This is a genomic window from Sulfitobacter sp. 1A13368 (assembly GCF_043557275.1).
Classification (GTDB): Bacteria; Pseudomonadota; Alphaproteobacteria; order Rhodobacterales; family Rhodobacteraceae; genus Sulfitobacter; species Sulfitobacter faviae.
In genome coordinates, this window is record NZ_JBIFFR010000002.1 from 306849 (window position 1) to 322601 (window position 15753).

Annotated in this window: 18 protein-coding genes; 11 read left to right on the forward strand and 7 right to left on the reverse strand. The window is 63.9% G+C overall.

From position 1 onward, the window contains the following. Nucleotides 1-23: 23 nt before the first annotated feature. Nucleotides 24-422, forward strand: coding sequence for a RidA family protein (locus tag ACGYK4_RS05030; RefSeq protein WP_394455402.1), 399 nt, complete (start codon nt 24-26; stop codon nt 420-422). Nucleotides 423-440: 18 nt separating this feature from the next. Here ACGYK4_RS05030 and ACGYK4_RS05035 read toward each other — a convergent pair whose 3' ends face one another. The 3 genes from ACGYK4_RS05035 to ACGYK4_RS05045 are packed head-to-tail and all read right to left on the reverse strand — an operon-like array spanning nt 441 to nt 2474. Beyond that, complete coding sequence (locus ACGYK4_RS05035) at nt 441-1247, reverse strand: metal ABC transporter permease (RefSeq protein WP_209218728.1); 807 nt, start codon at nt 1245-1247, stop codon at nt 441-443. Further along, nucleotides 1240-1998: a metal ABC transporter ATP-binding protein gene (locus tag ACGYK4_RS05040; RefSeq protein ID WP_394455404.1), complete on the reverse strand. Its 759-nt coding sequence runs from the start codon at nt 1996-1998 to the stop codon at nt 1240-1242. The genes ACGYK4_RS05035 and ACGYK4_RS05040 overlap by 8 nt, the downstream gene beginning before the upstream one ends. Next, the gene (locus ACGYK4_RS05045) at nt 1995-2474 is read right to left on the reverse strand and encodes a Fur family transcriptional regulator (RefSeq protein WP_067267520.1); all 480 of its coding nucleotides are present in this window, start codon (nt 2472-2474) and stop codon (nt 1995-1997) included. Before ACGYK4_RS05045 ends, ACGYK4_RS05040 begins: the two co-directional genes overlap by 4 nt. 83 nt (nt 2475-2557) lie before the next feature. Between ACGYK4_RS05045 and ACGYK4_RS05050 the strand changes: the two genes are divergently transcribed. Continuing rightward, nucleotides 2558-3733: a zinc ABC transporter substrate-binding protein gene (locus ACGYK4_RS05050; protein WP_394455405.1), complete on the forward strand. Its 1176-nt coding sequence runs from the start codon at nt 2558-2560 to the stop codon at nt 3731-3733. A 100-nt stretch (nt 3734-3833) separates the two neighbouring features. Here the strand turns inward: ACGYK4_RS05050 and ACGYK4_RS05055 are convergent, their stop codons facing one another. The 4 genes from ACGYK4_RS05055 to ACGYK4_RS05070 all read right to left on the reverse strand — a co-directional run bounded on the left by ACGYK4_RS05055 (nt 3834) and on the right by ACGYK4_RS05070 (nt 7678). Continuing rightward, complete coding sequence (locus tag ACGYK4_RS05055; protein ID WP_394455407.1) at nt 3834-5855, reverse strand: PhoX family protein; 2022 nt, start codon at nt 5853-5855, stop codon at nt 3834-3836. Nucleotides 5856-5920: 65 nt separating this feature from the next. Continuing rightward, nucleotides 5921-6979, reverse strand: a complete 1059-nt coding sequence (locus ACGYK4_RS05060; protein WP_394455409.1) for a YeeE/YedE family protein — start codon at nt 6977-6979, stop codon at nt 5921-5923. Next, complete coding sequence (locus ACGYK4_RS05065; protein WP_271691560.1) at nt 6972-7310, reverse strand: helix-turn-helix transcriptional regulator; 339 nt, start codon at nt 7308-7310, stop codon at nt 6972-6974. Before ACGYK4_RS05065 ends, ACGYK4_RS05060 begins: the two co-directional genes overlap by 8 nt. Beyond that, on the reverse strand, nt 7307-7678 hold the full coding sequence (locus ACGYK4_RS05070) for a hypothetical protein (protein WP_394455411.1): 372 nt from the start codon (nt 7676-7678) through the stop codon (nt 7307-7309). Before ACGYK4_RS05070 ends, ACGYK4_RS05065 begins: the two co-directional genes overlap by 4 nt. A gap of 98 nt (nt 7679-7776) precedes the next feature. Between ACGYK4_RS05070 and ACGYK4_RS05075 the strand changes: the two genes are divergently transcribed. The 9 genes from ACGYK4_RS05075 (at nt 7777) to ACGYK4_RS05115 (ending at nt 15704) form a co-directional block, all read left to right on the forward strand. Then, nucleotides 7777-8514 (forward strand): cytochrome c biogenesis CcdA family protein, encoded by a 738-nt coding sequence (locus ACGYK4_RS05075; RefSeq protein ID WP_394455413.1) that lies wholly within the window; start codon nt 7777-7779, stop codon nt 8512-8514. Nucleotides 8515-8542: 28 nt separating this feature from the next. Next, entirely contained in the window at nt 8543-9127 is a 585-nt protein-coding gene (locus ACGYK4_RS05080; protein WP_394455414.1) for a thioredoxin family protein, read from the forward strand. 136 nt (nt 9128-9263) lie between these two features. Further along, nucleotides 9264-9740 carry a sulfur oxidation c-type cytochrome SoxX gene (gene soxX / locus ACGYK4_RS05085; protein ID WP_197471006.1) on the forward strand — a complete coding sequence of 159 codons (477 nt, stop codon included), beginning with the start codon at nt 9264-9266 and terminating at the stop codon, nt 9738-9740. A 121-nt stretch (nt 9741-9861) separates the two neighbouring features. After that, complete coding sequence (gene soxY / locus ACGYK4_RS05090; RefSeq protein ID WP_394455416.1) at nt 9862-10281, forward strand: thiosulfate oxidation carrier protein SoxY; 420 nt, start codon at nt 9862-9864, stop codon at nt 10279-10281. Between the two features lie 31 nt (nt 10282-10312). Further along, on the forward strand, nt 10313-10642 hold the full coding sequence (gene soxZ / locus ACGYK4_RS05095) for a thiosulfate oxidation carrier complex protein SoxZ (protein ID WP_394455418.1): 330 nt from the start codon (nt 10313-10315) through the stop codon (nt 10640-10642). 44 nt (nt 10643-10686) lie between these two features. Further along, nucleotides 10687-11538 carry a sulfur oxidation c-type cytochrome SoxA gene (gene soxA / locus ACGYK4_RS05100; protein WP_394455420.1) on the forward strand — a complete coding sequence of 284 codons (852 nt, stop codon included), beginning with the start codon at nt 10687-10689 and terminating at the stop codon, nt 11536-11538. An 87-nt stretch (nt 11539-11625) separates the two neighbouring features. Beyond that, on the forward strand, nt 11626-13326 hold the full coding sequence (soxB, locus tag ACGYK4_RS05105; protein ID WP_394455421.1) for a thiosulfohydrolase SoxB: 1701 nt from the start codon (nt 11626-11628) through the stop codon (nt 13324-13326). A gap of 73 nt (nt 13327-13399) precedes the next feature. After that, complete coding sequence (soxC, locus tag ACGYK4_RS05110) at nt 13400-14662, forward strand: sulfite dehydrogenase (protein WP_394455423.1); 1263 nt, start codon at nt 13400-13402, stop codon at nt 14660-14662. Continuing rightward, nucleotides 14646-15704, forward strand: a complete 1059-nt coding sequence (locus ACGYK4_RS05115) for a c-type cytochrome (RefSeq protein WP_394455424.1) — start codon at nt 14646-14648, stop codon at nt 15702-15704. Before soxC ends, ACGYK4_RS05115 begins: the two co-directional genes overlap by 17 nt. Nucleotides 15705-15753 lie beyond the last annotated feature (49 nt).

Sequence of the window (15753 nt, forward strand, 5' to 3'; positions counted from 1 at the left end):
CTGTTAACAAAAAGGAACACGACATGTCGCATCAAATCATTCAGCCCGAAGGCTGGGCCCCCGCGAAAGGCTATGCAAACGGCGTGCTGAGCGCGGATGGCCATCTGTTCGTCGGCGGTCAGATCGGCTGGACCGCGGAGCAGAAGTTCGAATGCCATGACTTCATCGGCCAGATGAAACAGGCGCTGAAAAACATCCGCGAGGTGGTCGAAGCCGCCGGCGGCACGCCCGAGGATATCACCCGGCTGACGTGGTATGTCACGGATAAGAAAGAATATCTCGCTGCGCAAAAGGACGTGGGCCGGGCCTATCGCGAGGTCATGGGCAAGCATTTCCCGGCCATGGCGATGGTGGTCGTCGCCGGTCTGGTCGAGGATGAGGCCAAGCTTGAGATCGAAGCCGACGCGGTGATCCCGCGCTAAGCCAAGCCGCCGTCGGGGTCACCCCCGGCGGCGCAGCGCCGGAAGGGCCGCCGAAAAGGCGGAGGAAAGTGCAAAGAGACCCGCCGCGATGCTGACGATGCTCGGCCCTGTCGGTGTGTCGAACTCCAATGAGGCCAGCAGCCCCCCGAGGGCCGCTACCGCGCCCAGACCCATGGCCCAAAAAGCCATGGTTTCCGGCGTGCGGGCAAAGGGGCGGGCAGTGGCGGCCGGGATGATCAGCATCGCCGCGATCAGCAGCGCGCCGACCACTTTGATCGCCACGGCCACCATGATTGCCAGCGCCAGCGTCAGGATCAACTGCTCGCGCCGCGGATTGCCACCTGCGGCCTGCGCCAGATCGGGGTTCAGCGTCGCCGCCAGCAGCGCCGACCAGCGCCAGGCCAGCAGGAGTGCCACCGCCACGGCACCGCCCCAGATCACGCCAAGGTCAAAGCGCGTCACGGCGAGGATTTCACCAAAGAGGTAGGACGACAGATCGACCCGCTGCCCCGGCAACAGGGACACGGCCACGAGGCCAAGTGCCAGCGCGGAATGGGCCATCACGCCCAAAAGCGCGTCGGCGCTGACATTGCGGCCCGACAGCGTGCTGATCACCAGCGCCATGACGAGCGCCACCAAAAGCACGCCCGCGGTGATCGGCAGATCGGTCGCCAGCGCCAGTGCCACGCCCAAGAGGGCAGCATGGCTGGTGGCATCGCCGAAATAGGCCATGCGCCGCCAGATCACGAAACAGCCCAAAGGGGCGGCGGCCAGCGCTACGCCAAGGCCCGCGAGGGCGGCGCGCAGAATGAAATCGTCAAGCATTCTCAATCTCTTGGTGGTGGCCGTCACAGGCGGCGCCGTGATGGTGGTGGTGATGGTCGTGATCGTGCCGGTAGAGCGCCAGCGCCCCTTGGGTGCCGCTGCCAAAGAGGGCGCGGTATTCGGGCGCTTCGGAGACGGTCTCGGGCGTGCCTTCGCAGCAGACATGGCCGTTGAGGCAGAGCACACGGTCGCTGGCCGCCATGACGACATGCAGATCGTGGCTGACCATCAGCACGGCGCAGCCGAGGTCTTGGCGCACGGCTTCGATCTGGCGGTAAAAGGCGGCGGAGCCGGGCTGGTCCAGCCCCTGCGTCGCCTCGTCGAGGATCAGCAGATCGGGCCTTTCCAGCAGGGCGCGGGCCAGCAGCACGCGTTGGAATTGCCCGCCCGACAGGTCGACCATCTGCCGCTCTGCCAGTTCCGGCACGCCAGCGGTGGCCAGCGCGCCGCGGATCGCCTCGGGCTTCTGGCGGCGGGGCAGGTTGATGAAACGGCGCACGGTGAGCGGCAGGGTCGCGTCGATTTGCAGCTTCTGCGGCACATAGCCGATGCGCAGCCCCGGTTTGCGGGTGATCTTGCCCGCAGCCGGTTTCAGCGCGCCGATCAGCGCGCGCAGCAGGCTGGATTTGCCCGACCCGTTGGGGCCGACGATGGTGACGATCTCACCAGCGTCGATATTGAAGTTCACGTCGCGCAGGGCGATCTGACCGTCGTGGCGCAGGGTCAGGCCGCGCGTATTGATCAGGCTCATGCACCGGGCTCCTGACAGGCGGGGCAGAGGCCCTCGGCCTCGACCACGCTGCGCTCGATGCGGAACCCGGCAGCGCGGGCGGCATCGCCAAGGCGGCTTTTGTTCGGGGTTGTATCGGCCTCCGCCACCGAGCGGCAGCTGCGACAGATCAGAAAGGCGGGCGCGTGATCCTCGCCCGGGTGCACGCAGCCAACATAGGCGTTGAGCGCTTCGATTTTATGGGCGAGCCCGGCTTTCACCAGAAAATCCAAGGCGCGATAGGCCACGGGGGGCTGCGCGCCCAGCCCCTCGGCTGACAGGCGGGCGAGCAGGTCATAGGCGCCCAAGGCGCGGTGTTCCGACAGCAGGATCTCCAGCGCGCGGCGGCGCACCGGGGTCAGCCGCAGCCCGCGTTCGGCGCATTGCGCTTCGGCCACCTGCATGGTGCTACGCACGCAGGCGGCGTGGTCATGATCACTGAATCCTATGGGGCGCATGGGGAACCTCAATTCGTTTCGGTATTGATATGTTATAACAGCGGTGTTAGCAAGGTGATACTATAACATTTTGAAGGTCTGTCATGTATCGTTTCACGCTCCCCGCCGCCGTTCTCGCCGCTGCCGCGTCGCCGCTTTGGGCGGATGTCCCCGCCGTTGCGACAGATATTGCCCCGGTGCATGGGCTGGTGTCGCAGGTGATGGAGGGAGTCGGCACGCCCGACCTCATCGTGCCGCCGCGCAGCTCGCCCCATGGCTATGCCATGCGCCCCTCCGAGGCACGCGCGCTGAGCGGGGCCGATCTGGTCGTCTGGGTAGGCCCGTCGCTGACCCCATGGCTGGCCGATCCGCTGCAATCGCTGGCCAGCAGCGCCAGCCATCTGGCCTTGATGGAGCAGCCCGGCACACGGGTTCTGGCCTTCCGCGAAGGGGCGACCTTTGAGCCGCATAGCCACGGTGACGAGGGGCATGAGGGTCACGAGGGCCATGATCACGCCGAGGAAGGGCATGACCACGACGCGCATGGGCATGATGACCACGGCCACGAGGGGCATGACCACGAAGAGCATGACCACGGCGACCACGATCACGAGGAGCATGACCACGACGACCACGATCACGAGGCGCATGACCACGAAGGACATGACCACGGGGATCATGACAATCATGGCCATGGCGAGAAGGATCACGACGACCACGCCCACGACGACCACGGCCATGAAGGTCACGATCACGCCCATGACGGCGATGATCCCCACATCTGGCTCGACCCGCGCAACGGGCAGCTTTGGCTGGGCCAGATCGCCGAGGCGCTGGCGGAACTAGACCCCGAGAACGCCGCGCAATATCGTGAGAACGCCGAGGCCGCTCAAGCCGAGCTTGCGGTCTTGGAGGAAGACATCGCCGAGACTCTCGCCCCGGTCAAAGACCGCCCCTTCATCGTCTTCCATGACGCCTACCACTATTTCGAAGCGCGTTTCGACATCGAAGCCCGTGGTGCCATCAGCGAGAATGACGCCCGCGCCCCGGGGGCTGCGCGTGTGGCAGAGTTGCGCGACCTAGTGGCCGAGAGCGGCGCGAAATGCGTCTTTGCCGAGCCGCAGTTCAACCCCGGCCTGATTGCCGCCGTGACTGAGGGGCAGGAGACCGGGACCGGCACGCTCGACCCGATCGGCGCGGATCTGGAACTGGGTGTTTCTTTCTACCCCGATCTGCTGCGCGGCATGGCGCAGAGCATGTCTGACTGCCTGTCGGATTGATTTAGGCGCTGGCTAATAGAAGCAGCCCAATAAAAAAGTGGTGCAGCCGGGGAAGCTGCACCACATCTTACATGCTAAAATAACTTTTGTAGAATTCTGATCAGACGGCGATTTTACCGCCGCCTTCTTTGGTAATGACGACCACCGCAGGGCGCGGGGGCATCTTGGGGTCGAAGTCGGGCCAGCGGGTGGCCGGGTCCTCAAAGGTGCTTTCCCGCTCGAAACCGGGGATGTCCTTGGTGCCATCCGTGCCCGGGTGCTGCACCGCGACAAAGAGCGTCTCGCCATCCTCGGTGAAGTAGGGGCCGCACATCTCACCGCCCACGGGACAGCGGAAGAAGAGCTTCGAGGTGCCGCGCGCTTCGCCTTCGGTCTCAAGCGCATAAAGCCCGTCGGACTTGCCGGTCTTGCCCCAGCTGCTGCCCTGGTCGGTGCTGATCCAGAGGCGCCCGTCGGCATCCATCGCGGCATTGTCGGGGCTGCCGAACCAGCCGTTCTCCGATGTCTCGGGGTTCCACTGGGCGCCGACCTCGGCCACCTTCGGATCACCGCATTGCACGAGGATCGACCAAGTACCGCTGGTGGCGGCGTGGTCGGCATTCGCTTCCTTGATCTCGATGATATGGCCAAAGCTGCTTTCCGGGCGCGGGTTGGCGGCGTTGGTGTCGCCCTGCTTGCGCTTGGTGTTGTTGGTCAGCAGGATATAGGCCGTGCCATCGCCGCGCGGCTGCGCGTCTTCGGGGCGGTCCATGGGGGTGGCGCCCAGCAGGTCGGCGGCCAGACGGGTGTCGATCATCACGTCGCCTTGGTCGTTGAACCCATTCTCGGCGGTCAGCGGCCCGGTGCCATGCACCAGCGGCAGCCAGTTGATCGTGCCGTCCTCTTCGAACCGCGCGACGTAGAGCGTGCCATCGTCCAGCAGAGTGCCATTGGCCGCCGGATCATCGGAAACGATCCCGGCGGAGACGTATTTGTATTGATAATCAAAGCGGTTGTCGTCGCCCATATAGACCACGAGCTTGCCATCTTTGCTCACCGTGGTCTCGGCGCCCTCATGGCGGAAACGGCCCAGAGCGGTGCGTTTGACGGGGGTTGAGGTCGGGTCCATCGGGTCAACCTCGACCACCCAGCCGAACTTATTGGGCATGTTCGGCTCGGCGTCCACGTTGAAACGGTCGTGTTTCTGGCCCCAAGCGTACCACATGCCCGGCACGCCGTAACGGTCCCATGATTTCTCTTCCGCGGCACCGGCGATGTCGGGCTTGCCGTCGGCATCCAGCTTGTCGGTCCAGAAATAGCCGTGGAAGTTCTCTTCGGCCATCAGCCATGTGCCCCAAGGGGTCAGCCCGCCCGCGCAGTTGTTGAGCGTGCCGATGACCTTGGTGCCGCTGGGGTCGTCGTTGGTTTGCAGCCGCGCGTGACCGGCGGCGGGGCCGCTCAGCGTCATCGCGGTGTCGAGCGGGGTGATGCGGCGGTTCATCTTGCCGTCGCGCACGACCTGCCATTTGCCCGCCGCGTCGCGGGCGATCTCGACGACCGAGCCGCCGTGGGCGGCCATTTCGATGTCGATCAACTCAGGCGTCATGCCTTTGAAGTTCACCTTGTCCTGACGGCCAAGACCGGGGAACATGACCTCTTCGTTGGTGTATTCGTGGTTCACGCAGAGCAGCCCGCGGCTGCCGTCGTCGTTCAGGGGCACGAAGCCCACGTAGTCGTTGTTATAGCCGAACTGTTTCGACTGCGCGGCGGCAGTCTGGTTCATCACGTCGAATTCCGGCGCATCGGCGGTGATCGGATCGCCCCACCGCAGCAGGATCTGCGCGTCATAACCGGGGGCAACGTGGTGGGTTTCGTCATTGCCCCATGCCAGCTCGTCAAACACATAGCGGCTCTCGGCGGCGCTGGCCTTGGACGGGGCGATGGCGGCGGCACTGCCGAAAAGGGCGGTGGTGGCCGACACCCCAAGCATGCCGCGCAGGATGTCACGGCGGCCATAGCGGGCGTTGATCACATCGCCGATGGTGCGTGACAGGTTCGCATTGGTGGGGATGTCGTCGAATGCCTCAAAGGCTTCGGCCTTGTTGCCGATGGCGGGGTCGTTGAGAATCTCGCGGCGGGTCATCATGCTTCCTTAGGTGACTTGGCTGGCCTCCATTTGCATCATGACTGTCACGGTTTTATGACGCGTCAGACTGTGCTGCGGCGAAATCCTACGATGAGTTGGCGCAGGCCCAAAGCCGCGCCCGCAAAGATCGCGGCGAGGGTCACCGGCCCGCTGAAGGCCAGCACCGAGATGGCCGAGATGCCTTGCCCGATGGTGCAGCCCATGGCGATCACCGCACTCGCCCCCATCAGCCCCGCGCCGAATATCTGGCGGCGGAGTTCGCGCGGGTCTTCGCAGGCTTCCCAGCGGAAATGCCCCTGCCAAAGCGAACCCAGAAAGGCCCCGACCCAGACTCCGGCAACCGAGCCGATGCCAAAACTCAGCGGGCGGACCGAGCCCTGCATCGCATAGAGCAGCGTCTCTCCCACGGGGGCGGCATAGCTATGCGACATCAGCGTTTGCGCGCCAAAACCGGTCTGCGCCAGCCACGCCGTGCCCGCCCAGCCCGAGGTGATGGCAAGCCCGGCCACGGCGCCCCAGACCACTTTGCGCAGATCTCGGCGAAAGGTGCGGGCGCTGAGCATCAGCAGGCAGACCGCAAGGCCCAGTAGAATGCCGATCAGCGCCACCGATCCGCCGGTAAGCGCGGCGATCGCATGGGCGATCCCATCGGGCGGCCCGGCGTTCATCTGGCGCGGGAAGAGCAGGGCGCGTGCCGGGGCGAGGGGGCCGGAGAGTACGGTAAAGGCCGCAAGTCCCATGACCAAGACAATCACGAAGGCGCGCAGATCCCCGCCGCCCAACCGCGCCAAAGCGCCAAAGCCGCAGGTGCCCGCCAGCGCCATGCCATAGCCGAAGATCAGCCCGCCAAAGACCGCAGGCGCCCATGAGAAGGCAATCGTCAGGTGAAAGGCGCGGTCGAGGTTGATCAGCCCCAAGCTGGCAAGGGTGAAACTGCCCAGCATCGCTACCCCGATGGCCAGCCCCCACATCCGCATTCGGTCGCCCGATCCGCCATAGAGCAGGTCTTCGATCGCGCCCAGGGTGCAAAACCGCCCCAATCGTGCGGCGAGGCCTAGCAACACGCCGCCCAGCCCGCCCAGAAGGGCGGCGGTCAGCGGCTGGCCCCAAAGCTCAATCATCCTTGCAGAACAATTCGTAGACCAGTTCCAGCATTTTGCGGGGCCGGTCATCGGCAAGCCGGTAGTAGATCGTTTTACCGTCCCGACGCGGAGTCACCAGCCCTTCGAGCCTGAGGCGCGACAGTTGCTGCGATACGGCGGCTTGCCGGGTCGAGAGCAGGGCCTCCAACTCGCTCACCGACTTCTCTCCCGAAACGAGGTGACACAGGATCATCAACCGCCCCTCATGGCTGATCGCCTTGAGGAAATTCGACGCGGTCACGGCATTGGTCAGCATCCGGTCCATGTCCTCTTGGGACATGTCGGGGGTCATCACGGGCAGGCTTGTCATTCGGTCGGGTCCTCGAAATCGGTCTTGTCGTGCAAGAGCGTATCAAGCATGGGCCAGAAGAACTCCGCACCGGGGTAGCCTTCGAGGCGGCCCAATTCGACATCGTCTTCGACCAGCAAAAAGGTCGGGGTGAAGATCACCGCACGCTGCGGGGTGACGCTCTCTTCCACGGCGGAGATATCGACGCGGCGCAGCGGGGCGAAAGCCCCTTCGGCGGTCTTGGGATAGGCGGGGGCGATCTCTTCGTCCCAACGCTGGCAGTAGATGCAGCCGGGCTGTTCGACCATGACCAGTTCCATCGCCTCGACGGGCCGGGCGGGCAGGGCGGTCAGCGCCGCAAGGCTCAGGGCGGTCAGTGTGCGGATCATCGGCTTGCCTGATTGACGTTTGGACGACACTCAACGTAATTTGAATATGTGAATTATTCAAGCGCGGCGGACCAGCGCGGCGCGGGCGGGGGGGTAACATGTTCGACATCACCTATGCAGGCGCGCTTTTCGCAGGGCTGCTCAGCTTCTTTACGCCCTGCATTCTGCCGATGGTGCCATTCTACCTTAGCTATATGGCGGGGCTCAGCGTGACCGAATTGCGCAGCGATGGTGCAATCGCGCCGGGGGCGCAGCGGCGCTTGGTGCTGTCTTCGCTGCTCTTCGCGCTTGGGGTCACGACGATCTTCGTGCTGCTCGGCATGGGTGCCACGGCCATCGGGCAGGTGTTCACCCAGTACCTTGAGCCGCTGAGCTGGGTGGCGGCCGCGATCCTGACGGTCTTTGGCCTGCACTTCCTCGGCGTGATCAAAGTGCCGCTGCTCTACCGCGAGGCGCGGTTGGAGGGGGGCGGCACGCTCACCTCGGTCTGGGGCGCCTATGTCATGGGGCTGGCCTTCGGCTTTGGCTGGACCCCCTGCGTCGGCCCCGCGCTGGCGGCGATTTTGATGATCGCCTCAGGCATGGGCGATATCGCCCGGGGCGGGCTGTTGCTGGCCGCCTATGGCGCGGGGATGACCGCGCCCTTCGTGGTGGCCGCGCTTTTCGCCAAACCGTTTCTTAATTGGGCCGCGCGGCATATGGCGCTAGTGCAAAAGGTGGAAAAGGCGATGGGGGTGATGCTGATCCTCTTTGCCGTGCTGATCGTGACCGGCGGGGTGCAACTGATCGCGGATGCGATGATCCGTTGGTTCCCCAGCTTCACGACGCTAGGATAGACGCAACAATCAGGAGGAGGACGCCAAGATGATCGGATCGAGGATAGGAGCCGCGGTGGCGGCGGCGATGCTGGCATGGCCTTTGGCCGCGGCGGAACTGGGCGACGACGGGCTGCACAAGACGCCCTGGATGCGCGACACCTTCAAAGACCTGCGTGAGGATCTGGAGGAGGCCAGGGGCGAGGACAAACGTCTGATGCTGATGTTCGAACAGCGCGGCTGCATCTATTGCACCAAGATGCACGAAGAGGTTTTTCCCACCCCCGAGATCGCCAATTACATCGAAGAGAATTACTTTGTCGTGCAGCTGAACCTGCATGGGGATATCGAAGTGACCGATTTCGATGGCGAGACGCTTTCAGAAAAGCAGATGGCGCGCAAATGGGGGATTCTCTTTACCCCGACGCTGATGTTCCTGCCGCAGGAGGTACCCGAAGAGGCGACCGCGCCACAGGCGGCGGTGGCGGTGATGCCGGGGGCGTTCGGCAAGGGCACAACGCTTGATATGCTCACATGGGTGAACGAGGAGCGCTATGCGCTCGAGGGGGCCGAGGATTTCCAACGCTACCACGCGCGGATGATCCAAGAGCGCAACAATGGCAGCACGGATTGACCGAGGAAAAGCGGCGCTGCGCATGTAAAGCTATTCAAAAGTTTGAATTTGTTGTTGCGCCGCGCCGCATCCCTGTCTTAGGGTCAGGTAAACCGGATCACACATCACCGTGATCGGCACTGGGAGGAAGTTTTCGATGATGAGATGGATCGCCGCCGCAATTGTGTCGGGCGCGCCCGTTCTGGCCGCCGCTGAAACCGTGGCACCTGCCGACGTGACCTATGATGACTATGGTTCGGTTGAACAATCCTTGACCGGGACACCCGGCGATGCCGCCAAGGGTGCGGCCATCGTCGGCAGCAAGAAGGCGGGCAACTGCGTGGCCTGCCACCAGATCAGCGCACTTAGCGAGGTTCCCTTTCAGGGCGAAATCGGTCCGATGCTTGACGGGGCTGGCGACCGCTGGAACGAGGCCGAGTTGCGCGGCATCGTGGCCAATAGCAAGATGACCTTCGAAGGCTCGATGATGCCTTCCTATTACAAGACCAGCGGCTATATCCGCCCCGGCGACGGCTTCACCGGCAAAGCGGGGACCGAACCGTTGCCGCCGCTGCTGGACGCGCAGCAAATCGAAGATGTCGTGGCCTTTCTGGCGACGCTTAAAGAAGAGTAACGCGGCCCCGCCGCCCTGCGAGAGCAGGCGGCGGCGGTGGACCGGTGCAAGAGATCGCGATCAGCGCATCGCGGAATGGAATGACGGCGCGCTGCGCCGCCGACGAACAAGGAGATGAGAGATGGACTTCTCAAGACGTGAAACTCTGGGCCTCGGCCTTGGCGCCATGGCGCTGACCATCCTGCCGGTGGGGGCTTCGGCCGCCACGGTGGACGAATTGATCGCGGAATTCACTGGCGGGGCCGATATGGCCGACACCGGCGTGACCCTGACCGCGCCTGAAATTGCCGAGAATGGCAACACCGTGCCAATCTCGGTCGAGGCACCGGGCGCTTCGGCGATCATGGTGCTGGCTGCGGGCAACCCGACTCCGCCCGTGGGCACCTTCAACTTCGGCCCGCTGGCGGGCAGCCGCAGCGCCTCCACCCGCATCCGGCTGGCGCAGACCCAAGACGTCATCGCCATCGCCAAGCTGGAAGACGGCACGTTCGCCCGCACCAGCGCAGAGATCAAAGTTACAATCGGTGGCTGCGGCGGCTAAGCCCGCGCGCCCCAAATCAGGAGTTTAGAAAATGGCAGAAGGTGTAACACCCCGCGTCAAAGTGCCGAAAAAGGCCGAGGCCGGCGAGGTCATCACGATCAAGACGCTGATCAGCCACCCGATGGAATCGGGCCAGCGCAAGGACAGCGACGGCAATGTCATCCCGCGCTCGATCATCAATCGCTTCACGGCCGAGTTCAACGGCCAGAACGTGATCGACGTGAAGATGGAGCCGGCGATGTCCACGAACCCCTATTTCGAGTTCGACGCCACGGTGCCCGAGGCCGGCGAGTTCAAGTTCACGTGGTACGATGACGACGGCTCGGTCTACGAAGAAGTCAAATCCATCGCGATCGGCTGACCCCTCGGGGCAGCCGCAGCGCGCTTGGAACAGGGAGGAAAGACATGAAATTCAAGGCAATGACCGCAGTCGCGGCGCTTTTGGTGGCGGCCCCCACCTTTGCAGCGGCCGATGAGGAGGCCGAGCTTGTCGTCAACGGTGAGATCGAGATGGTGACCAAGACCGAACCGCCTGCGCATCTCGAAGGCGCCTTGCCGGAGATCATGTCGGGCTGGCGTTTCCGTTCGGATGAAACCCAAGCCCTCCAGATGGACGACTTCGACAACTCGGGCATGATCTTCGTCGATCAGGCCCAAGCCGCCTGGGACACGGCCGAGGGCAGCGAGGGCAAGTCCTGCGCCTCCTGCCACAACGACGTGGAAACCTCGATGAAGGGCGTCCGGGCGGTCTATCCGAAGTGGAACGAAGAGGCCGGTGAAGTGCGCACGCTGGCGCAGCAGATCAACGACTGTCGCGAGAACCAGATGGGCGCGGAGCCCTACAAATACACCGGCAGCCAGATGACGGCGATGGAGGCGCTGATCTCGGTCCAGTCGCGCGGCATGCCGGTCAACGTGGCAATCGACGGCCCGGCCCAGAGCACGTGGGAGCAGGGCAAGGAGATGTACTACACCCGCTACGGCCAGCTTGAGCTGAGCTGCGCCAATTGTCACGAAGACAACTACGGCAACATGATCCGGGCCGACCACCTGAGCCAGGGCCAGATCAACGGCTTCCCGGTCTACCGTCTGAAAAACACCAAGCTCAACAGCGCCCATGCGCGTTTCAAGGGCTGCGTGCGCGACACGCGGGCCGAGACCTTCAGCCCCGGCAGCCCCGAGTTCGTGGCGCTGGAACTCTACGTCGCCAGCCGCGGCAACGGCCTGTCGGTCGAAGCCCCCTCGGTGCGTAACTGATTTAATTTCCGGGCGTTTCGCCTGACCTGATCCCGCCCCCCGCATGGGGGCGGGGCCTTTCCCTGTTTTCAAGTGCTGGAGCGTAACATGCTGTCTCGCCGTGATTTTCTGCAAATGTCCATGGCCGCGGCCTCTATCTATGGCGGCTCGGGCTTCGGCAACTGGGCGCGGCTCGCGGCGCAGGACAAGTTCGATCAGGACGCGCTGCTGGAGTTCGAGAAGTTCGGCAATGTCACCCTGATGCATGTGACCGACATCCATGCCCAGCTAAAGCCGATCTATTTCCGCGAGCCGTCGGTCAACATCGGCGTGGGCGACAACCGCGGCAAGGTGCCCCATATCACCGGCGAGGATTTCCGCGTCCGCTACGGCATTGGCGGTCGCACGCCGCTGGATTATGCCCTGACCTACGACGATTTCGTGGCCCAAGCACAGGCCTACGGCAAGGTCGGCGGGCTCGACCGCGTGGCCACCGTGCTGAACGCCATCCGCGCCGACCGTCCCGACGCGCTGCTCTTGGATGGCGGCGACACATGGCACGGCTCGATGACTTGCCTGAAGACCGAGGGGCAGGACATGGTCAACGTGATGAACGCGCTGAAGCCCGACGCGATGACCTTCCACTGGGAGTTCACCTTGGGCTCCGAACGGGTGCAGGAGATCGTCGAAGGGCTGCCCTTTGCCGCCCTCGGCCAGAACATTTTCGACCGCGAATGGGACGAGCCGGCGGAGCTGTTCAAGCCTTACGAGTTCTTCGAGCGCGGCGGCGTGAAGATCGCCGTCATCGGGCAGGCCTTTCCCTATATGCCCATCGCCAACCCCGGCTGGATGTTCCCCGAATACTCCTTCGGCATCCGCGACGAGCATATGCAGCAGATGGTCGACGAGGTGCGCGCGCAGGGGGCCGAACTGGTCGTCTGCCTCAGCCACAACGGCTTTGACGTCGACAAGAAGATGGCCGGCATCGTCAAGGGGATCGACGTGATCCTATCGGGTCACACCCACGACGCGCTGCCCGAACCTGTGCTGGTGGGCGAGACCCATATCATCGCCTCCGGCTCGAACGGGAAATTCGTTTCCCGCGTGGATCTGGACGTGCGCGACGGCAAGATGATGGGGCTGCGGCACAAGCTCATCCCGATCTTCTCGGACCTGATCACGCCGGACGCGGAGGTGGCCAAGCTGATCGAGGCGCAGCGCGCGCCCTTCCTTGAGGATCTCACCCATGTGGTGGGGCAGAGCGATGCGCTGCTCTATCGCCGGGGCAACTTCAACGGCACTTGGGATGACCTCATCTGCGACGCGCTGCTGAGCGAGCGCGACGCCGAGATCGCGCTTAGCCCGGGCGTCCGCTGGGGGCCGTCAATCCTGCCGGGGCAGGACATCACCCGCGAGGATATCTTCAACGTCACCTCGATGACCTACCCAAATGCCTATCGCACCGAAATGACAGGAGAATTCCTGAAAGTCGTGCTAGAAGACGTGGGCGACAACCTGTTCAACCCCGATCCCTATTACCAGCAGGGCGGGGACATGGTGCGCGTCGGTGGCATGGGCTTCAAGATGGACATCGCCAAGCCGCAGGGCGAGCGGATCAGCGAGATGACCTTGCTTAGCACTGGAGAGCCAATTGATCCGCAGCGCAGCTATGTCGTGGCCGGCTGGGCCTCGGTCAACGAGGGCACCGAAGGCCCGCCGATCTGGGACGTGGTGGAAAGCCATATCTCGAAACTGAACACCGTGGGCGAAGGCGCCCGGACCCCGGTGAAAATCGTTCTGCCAAAGTAAGAAAAATGAGAATAGGGGTTCTCACATAGATACAAATTCAATAAAATGAATTTGAATATGTGAGGGCCACGACATGACAGAAGAGAACCACAAGGGGCCATCGCGCCGTGCCTTTCTGACGGGGGCAGGGGCGGCGGCCGCGGGGACGCTGGCGGGCCAAGCCAGTGCCGCGCAGACCGATCCGGGCATCGCGATCCATCCATGGATGCAAGAGTTAGGGGACGGCGTCGATGTCGCCCCCTACGGCATGCCCTCGCCGCATGAGGCGGATGTGAAACGCCGCACCGTGGAATGGCTGACCGCCGACCCGGTGAGCTCGATCAACTTCACCCCGCTGCATGACCTCGACGGCACGATCACGCCAAACGGGCTGTGTTTCGAGCGGCACCATTCGGGCGTGGCCGAGGTCGACCCGGCAAAGCACCGGCTGATGATCAACGGGCTAGTTGACAAGCCGCTGGTGCTGACGATGGACGACCTGCACCGCTTCCCCCGCGAGAACCACGTTTACTTCCTCGAATGTGCCGCCAACTCCGGCATGGAATGGCGCGGATCGCAGCTCAATGGCTGCCAGTTCACCCATGGCATGATCCACAACGTGCAATACACCGGCGTGCCGCTGCGGCTGGTGCTGGAGGAAGCCGGTGTGAAGCCCGAGGGCAAGTGGTTGCTGGCCGAGGGTGCGGATGCCGCGGCGATGAGCCGGTCGATCCCGATGGAAAAGGCGCTCGACGATTGCCTCGTGGCCTTCAAGATGAACGGTGAAGCGCTGCGCCCCGAACAGGGCTACCCGGTGCGCCTCGTGGTGCCCGGCTGGGAGGGCAACATGTGGGTTAAATGGCTGCGCCGGCTCGAAGTCGGCGACCAGCCTTGGCACCACCGCGAGGAGACCAGCAAATACACCGACCTCATGGCCGACGGCGTCGCGCGGCGCTTTACCTGGGAGATGGACGCGAAATCAGTCATCACCAACCCCAGCCCGCAGGCGCCGATCACCCATGGCCCGGGGCCGACCGTTCTGACCGGCCTCGCGTGGTCGGGCCGCGGTACGATTCCGCGCGTGGATGTGACGCTCGACGGTGGCATCACGTGGCATCAGGCGCGGATGGACGGGCCGAGCACGCCCAAGGCGCTGCACCGCTTCTACTTTGACTTCGAATGGGACGGCAAACCCCTGCTGCTGCAAAGCCGCGCGCATGACAGCACCGGCTACGTCCAGCCCACCAAGGATGCGCTGCGCGAAGTGCGCGGCGAGAATTCGATCTACCACAATAACGGCATCCAGACCTGGGCGGTCGATGCAGACGGAAAGGCCGAAAATGTCGAAATTTCTTAAAGCTGCCCTCCTGACCACCGCGCTGGCGAGCCCGCTGGCCGCCGAGCCTTTGGGCCTTGGCCGCGCCGCCACCCCCGAGGAAGTGGCGCTGTGGGACATCGACGTGCGCCCTGACGGCACAGGTCTGCCCGAGGGCCGTGGCGACGTGATGACCGGGGATGAGATTTACACCGCGAAATGCGCCTCCTGCCACGGCGTCTTTGGCGAGGGCACAGGCCGTTGGCCGGTCCTCGCGGGCGGGCAGGGCAGCCTGACCGACATGCGCCCCGTCAAAACGATCGGCAGCTATTGGCCATACCTTTCAACGGTTTACGACTATGTGAACCGGGCGATGCCCTTCGGCGATGCGCAGTCGCTGAGCGATGATGAGGTCTATGCGATCACCGCTTATCTGCTCTATCTCAATGACGAGGTGGATGAGGATTTCGTGCTCTCGTCAGAGAACTTCGCTGAATTGCGCTTGCCGAATGAGGCGGCCTTCAAACCCGATGACCGGGCGGAGGTGGAGTTTGCGTCCTTCAAGCAAGAGCCTTGCATGAGCGATTGCAAATCCTCGGTCGAGATCACCATGCGCGCAGCCGTGCTGGACGTGACGCCCGAGGAGACCGCCGCCAAGGCCGCAGCCGAAGAGGCTAAGGCCGAAGAGACCAAAGCCGCGGCGGAACCTGCACCCGAAGAAGCCCCCGCGCTGGTCGAGGTGGCCGAAGCCCCCGCCGCCGATCCCGCGCTGATCAAGGCCGGGGAGAAGGCGTTTCGCAAATGCAAATCCTGCCATCAGATCGGCGCCAAGGCTAAGAACCGTGTCGGCCCGATGCTGAACGGCATCGTGGATGGCCCGGCGGGTGCTGTCGATGGCTTCCGCTACTCCAAAGCCATGCAGGCCGCAGCGGCAGAGGGGTTGGTCTGGTCTCACGATGAGTTGAGCGCCTTTCTGGCGGACCCTAAGGGCTTCATGAAAGGCACTAAAATGTCGTTCCGGGGTGTGCGCAAGCCCGAGGATATCGACGCGTTGATCGCCTACCTGCGCGACGCGTCGGAGTGATCGGCGCGATTCGCGTAGACTGTCGTGCCTGCCCCCCTTGAACCCCCAT